This is a genomic window from Rhizobium sp. PEPV16 (assembly GCF_008919455.1).
Taxonomy (GTDB): Bacteria; Pseudomonadota; Alphaproteobacteria; order Rhizobiales; family Rhizobiaceae; genus Rhizobium; species Rhizobium leguminosarum_Q.
Genome location: NZ_VSZV01000315.1, coordinates 32,514 through 42,839, shown reverse-complemented (window position 1 = coordinate 42,839; position 10,326 = coordinate 32,514). Strand labels below are relative to the sequence as shown.

Sequence of the window (10,326 nt, the reverse complement as noted above, 5' to 3'; positions counted from 1 at the left end):
CTGTCGCATCTCTAACTGGCCCAACTGTCGCATTACTAAATAGCCCCTACACAACTTGGCGGCATAACGAATATTATGGAACATAAGAGTGCTCCTATCTCGAAGCGAGACTTCGTCGATTGAACCAGCTGACGACGCTGGTCGAACGGCGTAGCAAGCCTGAAATGAAGGATTGGCCTGGCGTGGGTGAATTCGCAGCCTACATAGCCGCATAGCCAAGGTTGTCACATTTTGTTGCATTGCAAGATGCCATCGGCAGGACTAACTAAAGGCCTCAATGGTTGCGAAGAATGCGCAGATTTGGCTAGCAAGCCTCTGAAATGACTTAGTATACGATTATTCAGAAGCCTTCCTGTATTACTGAAACTTAATCTGCCCTTTGCAGCCCGATTGCCTTCTCTGTGTTATTTGTTAGCAGCTGCAGCATTTGAGGAAAAGCGTCCCGTGAGTACTATTCCGACAGAGAAAACCGTGCTGGTGTTTCAGGGCGGTGGTGCTCTGGGTGCCTACCAGGCCGGTGCTTACGAAGCTTTGCATGAGGCTGGCATCCGCCCCGACTGGCTGGCCGGGATATCTATCGGCTCGATCAACTCAGCCATCATTGCCGGAAGCCCCGTCGATCAGCGTGTCGATAACCTCAGGACCTTCTGGCATCGGGTCTCGTCCGGACTGCCCGGCCACTTTCTCGGCAATGGCAATGCGATGCGCAAATGGTTCAACGAATCCTCCGCTTTTCTGGGATCTTTGACCGGCGTTCCCGGCTTTTTCACGCCGCGCGTCTTTGCGCCATGGAACATCCCGGGCGATCCGATGGCCGCGATCAGCCTTTACGACACCGCGCCGCTGCAGGATACCCTCGCCGGTCTCGTCGATTTCGACCTGATCAATTCAGGTGCCATCCGTCTCAGCCTCGGCGCGGTCGATGTTGTTAGCGGCAACTTCAATTATTTCGACAATCGCGATTGCGCTTTTTCGCCCAAACATGTGGCCGCCTCCGGGGCGTTGCCGCCGGGTTTTGCGCCCGTCGAGATCGATGGCCGCTATTATTGGGATGGAGGTATCGTTTCCAACACGCCGCTGCAGCGCATTCTCGGTGGTAGCGAGTTGGAGACAGATCTCTGCATCTTCCAGGTCGATTTGTTCAGCGCCAAGGGCGTGCTGCCGAAGGATGTCTTTGACGTCGGTGCCCGCGAGAAGGAAATCCGTTTTTCCAGCCGCACGCGGCTCAACACCGACCAGTTCCGCAAGCTTCAGTCGGTGCGCATGGCGGCCAAGAGGCTGACTGAAAAGCTGCCGCCTGAGCTGAAGGACGATCCCGATGCGAGGCTCCTTGAAAAGATCGGCAATGATTGCGCCGTGACCATGGTGCACCTGATCTATCGGCATGCCGCCTATGAAACCGGATCTAAGGACTATGAGTTTTCGCGGCTCTCCGTGGAGGAACACTGGAAGGCCGGCCATGACGATGTGGTCGAGACGCTGAACCATCCAGATTGGCTCGACCGAACGCGTCCGACCAATGGGATACGGATTTTCGACCTTGCCGAGCAACGCCTGCGTGGGAAAAAACCATGAAAATTGAAGATGTCGTGCGCAATGCCTTTGCCATGCCGCTGACCAGTCCATCCTACCCGCCAGGGCCTTACCGGTTCGTCAATCGCGAATATATGATCATCACCTATCGCACCGATCCGGAGGCCCTGCGCCGGGTCGTGCCCGAACCGCTGCAGTTCGATGAGCCGCTGGTGAAATACGAATTCATCCGCATGCCGGACTCGACCGGCTTTGGCGACTATACCGAATCCGGCCAGGTCATCCCGGTGACCTATCAAGGGGTACATGGCGGTTACGTGCATTCCATGTATCTCAACGACGACGCGCCGATCGCCGGCGGACGCGAAATCTGGGGCTTTCCGAAGAAACTGGCCGAGCCATCGCTGACATCCGTCAAGGATGCGCTGGTCGGCACGCTCGACTATGGCGGTCAGCGCGTCGCCACCGCAACGATGGGCTTCAAGCATCGGTCGCTCGACGAGGCGAAAATCCTCGAAAGCCTGAAGCAGCCGAATTTCATGCTGAAGATTATTCCACATGTCGATTGCACACCGCGCATCTGCGAACTGGTGCGCTACTATTTGGAGGACCTGACGGTGAAGGGCGCGTGGGAAGGACCGGGCGCCCTGGCGCTGTTTCCGCACGCGCTGGCGCCGGTCGCCGACCTGCCGGTGCTTGAGGTCAAATCCGCCATCCATATTCTCTCGGACCTGACGCTGGGCCTCGGCGAAGTGGTCCATGATTATCTTGCAAAATAAGGAGTCCAACCCATGAAGCTCAGGGACAAGGTCTGCATCGTCACCGGGTCGGCCAGCGGTATCGGGCTGGCGATCGCAAAGAAATACGTTTCAGAGGGTGCCAAGGTCGTCATTGCTGACTTGAAGCTCGATGCGGCGCAAGCGGCGGCCAAGGATCTGACGGCTGCCGGCCCAGGCGAGGCGATCGGTCTTGCGATGGACGTCACCAGCGAGGAAGCCGTGAACGCCGGCGTCGCCGCCGTCGTAGCCAAGTGGGGCCGTGTGGACGTGCTCGTCTCCAATGCCGGCATCCAGATCGTCAACAAGATCGAGGACTACGCCTTTTCCGACTGGAAGAAGATGCTCGCCATCCATCTCGATGGCGCGTTCCTCACTACCAAGGCTTGCGTTCCACACATGAAAGCGCAGAAGGGCGGCGCGATCATCTATATGGGCTCGGTGCATTCGCATGAGGCTTCGCCGCTGAAATCGGCCTACGTCACCGCCAAGCACGGCTTGCTCGGCCTTGCTCGCGTGGTCGCCAAGGAAGGCGGACCGGATGGCGTGCGCGCCAACGTCATCTGCCCCGGCTTCGTCCGGACGCCGCTCGTCGACAAGCAAATTCCGGAACAGGCAAAGGAACTCGGAATTTCCGAAGACGAGGTCATCAAGAAGGTAATGCTCGGCGGCACTGTGGATGCACAGTTTACCACGGTCGACGATGTCGCCGAAGTGGCGCTGCTGTTTGCCGGTTTCGAGACCAATGCTCTCACCGGCCAGTCACTGGTTGTCAGCCATGGCTGGTACATGCAGTAACGGTCGCGCTGAGGCATCGCATCTGGGTCCGTCAAGGCTCAGCGCTGTTGAATGTGCCGTCGATCCCGCGTTGCCTGCATATGGGAAGACCTTCGGCTTCGACTGCGGCCTACTCCGCCGCCGGTCCGTACAGGCCAAGCTGCTCGAGAAGCGCCCGCTGCCGGCCGGCATTTTCGGCCAGCAGACCGGTATAGCGATCGATGATCCGGTTCCGGTGGCTCGGGTCGGAGACAACGGAGAGCGCGCCGACGATCGCCGCGACCTTTTCCGAGGTCCGCCGCAATTCGTCCAGCAGTTCCGCATTGCCGCTGATCTCGCTAACCACCCGTTTCGTCACCCTGCCGATTCCGGCCGGTGTGCGGCCGCCTGCCGAGACGTATCCGTCCGGCAGATCACCCTTCAGATTGGTGACCGACTTGAAGCGGATGACATCGAAGATCTGATCGACCGCCTGCTTGGCGCCGGTCACCCGAGAAGGATGGTCGGTATCGGCGGCGGCGTGCGGCAGCAGTTCCAGCTTGCCCTTATGGCGCTCTTCGAGCGGCAGATAGGGAACCATCGGTCCGCTGAGCTTGCCGGTTACTGCATCCTTGAAGAGATCGGCGTCGATTGCCGCATGGGCAATCTTTCCTGATGACAGCGCCTGGTCGAGCGCCGCCGCATCGACGACCTCGCCCCGGTCGTAATTGACCAGCACCGCACCATCGTTCATCGCGCCGAGAATCTGCGTGTCGACCACCCCTGCGTTGGAGTAAACGCCTGTCGCAGCATCCAGCCGGCCGAGACCGATATGGACGGAGAGCACGTCGGCGCCGGTCGCCGCTTCAACCGGACTTGCGGCGTAATCGAAGCCTTCCGACTCGATCCAGCCTTGGTGATGCTGGCGCGCGTAGATCACCACCTTCATGCCGAAAACCCTGGCGAGCTTGGCGACTTCGCGGCCGATATTGCCGTAGCCGAGAATGGCGATTTTCTGGCCTTCCAGCTTGGCGGTCGGGAAATCCTTGAGCTGGCGCCCGGTATCAAAGTCGCCGTTGGCGACCATCTGATGCAGCCTGTCGACGGGCAGGTCGGGAACAACCTTGAGGATCGCCTTCATCGCCATCTGGGCAGTCGCCCGGCTGTTGATGCCGGGCGTGTTCATCCAAGGTGCCTCGCCGCCCTCGCCGTTGCCGCCGCCCCAGGAGGCCGAGCCCATATTGCCGGTACCCGCGCCGATGCGCACGCCGCCGAACGGGAAGACGGAAGCCTTCGGGATGAAGGTCGCCGCCGCGATCAGCGCGTCATACTGGCCCTTGTCCGTCTGCGGCAGGATTTCGGCCTCGGTGCTGAGATTTGGCTGGTAGAAGAAATGGATGCGGCCCTTTTCCAGCGCCGCCCTGTCGCCGATCGGGCCGGCATGGAAGACGCCGCCCTTTTCCTCGACATAGGTCCTGATTTCGCTGTCGTCGGGCTCCCCATCGGCGCCGCGGCGCAGGCCGACCAGATCGGCGATCAGCACCGTATAGGCGTGTTCGGGATCGTCCTTGCGGACCATCGCGCCGGCTTTCACAGGCGCTGCGAACGTGACGCCCTGCTTTGCCAGTTCCTCCTCGATCACGAGGATTTTGGCGCGTAGATAGGCATATTGCAGGTTTTCCAGCAGCGCGACGATATCGGCCGGCTCGCGGATGCCGCCGACCCAGGCGCGGTAGTCGCCGGGCGTTCCCGGGAATGCGTTGACGTAGCGCGCCGCATCGAGGCCGGGCTCGAACTCGCCGTTCGGATGGGTAAAGCCCTCATAGCCGAGCAGTTGCTTCGAACGAGCGATAATGCGGGCATGGATCGCAGGATCGGTGATGCCCGCATCCTCCACCTTTAACAACGTCACCGCCGCGCCGCGCCGCTCGGCATCGGTGACGGTGAGCGAAAACAGCGGGTGCGACTCGACCCAGCCGTCGATCACCGCCCGATTGGCCGCAGACCGCTTGTTGAGCTCGACCAGCGAGCCAACCCGCGCCTCGGACTGCAGGAGGCCGAAGGTGGTTTCGGCGAAGGCAAGCGCGCTGTAGGTGTTGATGACGCCGCCGAGCATGCGGTCTTCCGCGGCATCGTAAAACGGCCCGGCATCCACGGATCGCTTGGCGGAAAGCGGCTGCCGCGCGTCGATCGGCGGCGCGATCTTGAGCTGGCGCGGGATTGCCCAGGACGGATCCTGCTGGTTCTTCTCCACGAGCGCCAGGGCATGCGGCGTGAAGGAGGCGACGAAATACCCCGATACCCCGCCGATCGCCTTCTGAAACGGCATGAACAAGCAGCATTTCGCCATTACGGCGTCGACCAGCTCGGGCTCCCAAGGCATGGCGCCCAGCATCGACGTCGCGTCGAACACTGCATGGCGGTTTGCCGGATCGCCATTGATCCAGTTCAGCAGCTCGTGGATCTCGCGGCTGGTATAGGCATTGGCGCCGGTCGTCTCGTGGCCGACGCCGACGAAGATCGACACACCGAGAGCGGAAAGCTCGGCGGCCGTCGGGATCACACCTTCGGAGGCGGCAAAATGAATGCGGCTCTCGCAGCCTTTTTCGGCGAAGCGTTGCATCTCGATCAACTGTGTGGCCCAGGATTGACGGAAGAAGCCGGCCGCGCGGGACTGATCGCTTTCCGGGCGCGGTGTATCGACGTAGACGCGCTGCGAGGCGTCGTTGGCGTTCATCAGGTGCTGGACGCGGACGGTATAGCCGCTGTGGCCGCCGCCGAGTCCCACAGCCATCCGGTTCGTCTTCGGGAAGTGGAAATAGCGGTGGATCGCCCGCATCATGTCGGTCAGAATTTTATCCGCCGGGTAGCCGCGATGCATGCTGCGGGAAATTTCGGCGGTGGTGAAACCGCCGATATCGTTGCCCTTGTCGTCGAACTTGCGATAGGACTTCTCGATCCATGTATCGAAAGCGATGCGCCGTAGGCGGCTATCCACTTCGTCGGTGGTCGCATCGGTGATCGGACCGACGCCGAAAAACGGATTGGACGGCAGCCTCGGTGCTCCCGACTTCGTCAGTCGGAGCGCTTCAAGTCGCTGTTCCTGCATCTGCTCGATATTTGTCATGATCTGCCTATCTGTTTGAAAGGACGGTGGTCGAGGCGGCCAAGGTCGTGGTTATGGTATCGCGTTTCGACCATTGCCTGAATGATCTTTCCTGTGCAAAACGCGTGGCCGAAAACCCCTTCGAGGGCTGCGGCAAGAGTCGACTCCACCAGGGGTGGATATGAGTGATGCATTCCCCAATGCGGTTGCCGCGATCACAACGACGCCCCTCGTGCCACCCTTTCGACAACCCGCCATCGGCTGCCGGTTTCGCGTGGTGCCGCGCGGATATTGGCATTGCAGGCAATCTCTGATCTAGTCTGCAACTCTCTCGGCCCGGCGCTCCAGCCGCAGGCTCATACATTCAAAACGAGCGAGAGCTGTATTTCATGACCACTCACCGCTTCATTCCGACGAGCTTTCACAATGTCATCGGCTCTCTTCAGCCGGCCTTGCACATCGCCGACGGCGATACCGTCGTCACTGAGACGCTCGACGCTGCCGGGCATGGCAAGGACGGCGTCAAGCGGGCATCCGGCCCCAATCCCATGAACGGCCCGATCTTCGTGGAAGGTGCCGAGCCCGGAGATGCGCTGAAGGTCGAGATCATCAGCATGATCCCGACCAGGGAAACGGGTTTTACCCGCAGCGTCGTCGCCGCCAATGTGGTCGATCCCGAGGCGGTTCGCGACCTGCCGCCGCGCGATATCGCCATCTGGGCGATCGACCGCGAAGCCCTGACGGTACGGCTTTCCGAACCGGTTGCAGGTCAAAATTTCGTTCTGCCTCTCGCCCCGATGATCGGCTGTTTCGGTGTGGCGCCCAGCCTCGGCCAGGCGATATCGACGGCGACCAGCGGCGAGTATGGCGGCAACATGGATTATCGGCTGTTCGGCCCCGGCACCACGGTCCGCTTTCCGGTATCGGCTACCGGCGCCCTGTTCTTTCTCGGCGATTGCCATGCCGTGCAAGGGGACGGCGAGATCGTCGGAACCGGCGTCGAGACGACGTTCGAAGTCACCGTGCGGCTGACGGTGGAAAAGAAGGCCGGACTGGTCTGGCCGCGTGGGGAAACGGCCGAAGACATCTTCACCATCGGCAACGCCCGTCCCCTCGATCAGGCGCTCCAGCACGCCACCAGCGAAATGTTGAATTGGCTGGGATCGGATTACGGCCTGGACAGGACGGCGGCCAGTCATCTGCTCGGTCAGGTCGTGCGTTACGATGTCGGCAACGTCTTCGATCCGGCCTATACGATGGCCTGCCGTGTCGCCAAGAAATGGCTGCCTCGCCGATAGGCGACCGCTTCCTCAATCGTGCCGGGACAGGAAACCGGAAACGGTCGCCAGGCAAAGCTGCTTTTCTTCGACATGCGGCATGTGGCTGGAATTTTCGAAGAGCACCCATTCGCAGCCGGGAACGCGCTCGAGATAAGGCCTTACCACCAGCGGCGTCGCCTCATCGTATTTTCCCGAGATCAGCAGCGTCGGGGCTTCGATGCGGTCGAGCCTGTTCTCGATCGTCCAGTCCTTCATCGTACCGATGACGTGAAATTCCGTCGGGCCGTTCATGTTGCGGTAGACGGTGTTGTCCTCGTCCATGATCGCAAAGGTCCGCGCCACTTCAGGCGGCCACGGCACCACACGGCAGACATGGCGGTCATAGAAGATCCGCGAGGCGGCGATATAGTCCGGATCGGTGAGGCTTCCCGCCAGTTCATGCTTCAGCAGTGTGTCCTGCACCTCTTTCGGCAGTTCCTGCCTCAGCCGGTTCGCCTCCGAAACCCAGGTACGCATGTTCGCCGGCGAGTTGGCGATAACAAGTGCCTTCAGGCCTTGCGGCCGGCGCACCGCATGTTCGGCACCAAGCATGCCGCCCCAGGACTGGCCGAGGAAGGCATAGTGCTGCTGGATGCCGAGATGGGAAAGCAGCGCGTCCAGCTCCTCGAGGAACAGACCGACCGTCCAGAAGTCCGGGCCCATTTCCGGAAGTCGGGTGGAGTTGCCATTGCCGAGCTGGTCGTAATGGATGACCGGACGGCCGTCGAGGGCGGCGATATCCTTGAAGGAATCGACATAATCATGCGTGCAGCCAGGCCCGCCATGGGCAACAACGAGCGGCAGCTTGCCGCTGTCCAGCGAACCGGTGACGCGATACCAGGTGCGATAGCCGCGAAAGGGCAGATAGGCTTCTTTGGTCGTGACGTTGCCCACCGGTATCTCCATCTCTTGGCGTCATGAAAAAAATCATAACGCGACGGCGACGGCGAAGGCAGCTATCACAAGTTATAGGGTGGCCAATTATGGGTCGGCCGGTCTTCGAGCAGGCGGTAATGGGTGGCGCGCACCACGGCCTGGGTTCGGTTGCGGGCGCCGAGTTTCTTAGTCGCGGCGTTCAGATGCATCACGACAGTCGGTACGGAACGGTCGATGATGCGGGAGATTTCCTTGGCGGAGTAGCCTTCCGCCGAATGGCGCAGGCACTCGCGTTCCCGCTCGGTCAGGCGGATCGTGCCGACGCTCTTTGCCCGCGTATCGAAAAGCGAATAGGCGGTCTCATGGAAAACATGGGCAAGGAGGTTGAAGTCGGCGATATAGCGCAGGGCGTGCCGTTCGAAATCTTTGTTCCGGCCGAAACGGATGCCGGTGACTGTGGCATAGTCGCCGCGTGGCATATGAACCGGGACGGTGACGCCGGTCGACATATCGCGTTCGCTCAAATAGCGCGTCACCGGCGCCGTGTCGTCGGTCATGAAACGGTTGATCAGCGTGTCGGCGTCCGGGTCGTAGTTCCAGAAGAAGGGTGCGGAGGTGCGCAGTGCCACCTGCTGCACCGGATCGATACGGAAATAGCCGCGATTGAACCAGTAATCGTGCATATCGTCTGAGATATTCCGCAGCTTCAGCAGCGATGGTATCATGATCGCGCCGTCGAGATCGTAGGGCACCGGCGTATAGTCGTAGATCAGCGCCTCGAAGCCGATCTGCTTCATCGCCTCGAAGGCCTGGTCGATCCGGCCGTCCAGCGTTTCGTGCGCTGTAAACTGACGTCTGATCGTTGCGATGTCGTCAAGAATAGGGTCGTCAAGCATGGGCTGCTCCCGGGGTTCGGCATCGCGGCCCACCCTATCACTTCTTATAGCTGGCACTGAATGCGGTTTAAGGTAAAAATTTAGCCGTGCCCAAATATTGAGCAAGCGAAATCTTCTGCCGGAGCGATCAATGTGGCGTGAAATACGGCCGGACGAGCGGTTCGAGATCGATGTCGATGGCTATAGCGTCGTTGCCTATAGTTTCGGGACCGGCATCGAGACGGTTTTCTGCCTGAACGGCGGGCCGGGTCTGCCCTGCGATTACCTGCGCGAAGCGCATTCCTGCCTGATCGACAAGGGCTATCGCGTCGTCGCCTTCGATCAACTCGGCACCGGCGCCTCCGACCGGCCGGACGATCTCTCGCTCTGGACGATCGGCCGTTATGTCGAGGAGACGGAGACGGTGCGCAAGGCGCTAGGGCTCGACAAGGTACATATGCTCGGCCATTCCTGGGGCGGGTGGCTGGCGATCGAATATGCGCTGACCTATCCCGAAAACCTCAGGACGCTGATCCTCGAAGATACCGTCGCCGACATGCCCCATCTGATCTCGGAACTGGAACGGCTGCGCGCAGCGCTCGGTCCCGAAACCGTCTCGATGATGCAGAAGCACGAGGCGCAGGGCACTTATAATCATCCGGAATATGTCGCCGCTGTCACCATCCTCAACTACCGCCATGTCTGCCGTCTGCCGGAATGGCCGGCGCCGGTGCGCCGCTCGCTCGACGATTGGAACATGGCGCCCTACGAGACGATGCAGGGACCGAACGAGTTTCTCTATATCGGCAACCTCAAGGACTGGAACCGTATCCCCCACCTGCCGCGGCTGACGCTGCCGGTGCTCATCACAACGGGAGAGCATGACGAGTTAACGCCGGCCTGTGCGCTCAGGATGAAGCTTGCGCTGCCGAATGCCCAGCTCAAGGTATTTGCCAATGCCAGCCACATGCCGTTCTATGAGAACCCGCAGGATTATTATCCGGCGCTTCTCGATTTTCTCGCACGGCACGAGGCAGGCTGATGCAACAGGAAGCGGACCGAACCCGACGAAGACAAAGGGGCGA

General features: G+C 60.6%; 8 protein-coding genes. 5 read left to right on the top strand and 3 right to left on the bottom strand.

What is annotated here, in order from left to right:
* Positions 1 to 444: 444 nt before the first annotated feature.
* From FY112_RS19305 to FY112_RS19295, 3 genes are read left to right on the top strand one after another with little or no spacing between them, the layout of a single operon-like run.
* Entirely contained in the window at positions 445 to 1,575 is a 1,131-nt protein-coding gene (locus FY112_RS19305) for a patatin-like phospholipase family protein (protein ID WP_151519059.1), read from the top strand.
* The gene (locus tag FY112_RS19300) at positions 1,572 to 2,312 is read left to right on the top strand and encodes an acetoacetate decarboxylase (protein ID WP_151519058.1); all 741 of its coding nucleotides are present in this window, start codon (positions 1,572 to 1,574) and stop codon (positions 2,310 to 2,312) included. Before FY112_RS19305 ends, FY112_RS19300 begins: the two co-directional genes overlap by 4 nt.
* A gap of 12 nt (positions 2,313 to 2,324) precedes the next feature.
* Positions 2,325 to 3,107, top strand: a complete 783-nt coding sequence (locus tag FY112_RS19295; protein WP_017957520.1) for a 3-hydroxybutyrate dehydrogenase — start codon at positions 2,325 to 2,327, stop codon at positions 3,105 to 3,107.
* Between the two features lie 109 nt (positions 3,108 to 3,216).
* On the opposite strand, the gene FY112_RS19290 is transcribed toward FY112_RS19295, so the two are convergent.
* Positions 3,217 to 6,192 (bottom strand): NAD(P)-dependent oxidoreductase, encoded by a 2,976-nt coding sequence (locus FY112_RS19290; RefSeq protein ID WP_151519057.1) that lies wholly within the window; start codon positions 6,190 to 6,192, stop codon positions 3,217 to 3,219.
* Between the two features lie 368 nt (positions 6,193 to 6,560).
* Here FY112_RS19290 and FY112_RS19285 point away from each other — a divergent pair, with 368 nt between their 5' ends.
* Entirely contained in the window at positions 6,561 to 7,469 is a 909-nt protein-coding gene (locus tag FY112_RS19285; protein ID WP_151519056.1) for an acetamidase/formamidase family protein, read from the top strand.
* A gap of 12 nt (positions 7,470 to 7,481) precedes the next feature.
* Here the strand turns inward: FY112_RS19285 and FY112_RS19280 are convergent, their stop codons facing one another.
* Both FY112_RS19280 and FY112_RS19275 read right to left on the bottom strand, forming a co-directional pair.
* A complete protein-coding gene (locus FY112_RS19280) occupies positions 7,482 to 8,384 on the bottom strand; it encodes a proline iminopeptidase-family hydrolase (RefSeq protein ID WP_017957517.1) in 903 nt (300 codons plus the stop codon).
* Positions 8,385 to 8,449: 65 nt separating this feature from the next.
* On the bottom strand, positions 8,450 to 9,262 hold the full coding sequence (locus FY112_RS19275; protein WP_017957516.1) for a LuxR family transcriptional regulator: 813 nt from the start codon (positions 9,260 to 9,262) through the stop codon (positions 8,450 to 8,452).
* 130 nt (positions 9,263 to 9,392) lie between these two features.
* Between FY112_RS19275 and FY112_RS19270 the strand changes: the two genes are divergently transcribed.
* Entirely contained in the window at positions 9,393 to 10,283 is an 891-nt protein-coding gene (locus tag FY112_RS19270) for a proline iminopeptidase-family hydrolase (RefSeq protein WP_151519055.1), read from the top strand.
* The last annotated feature ends 43 nt before the right edge of the window (positions 10,284 to 10,326 follow it).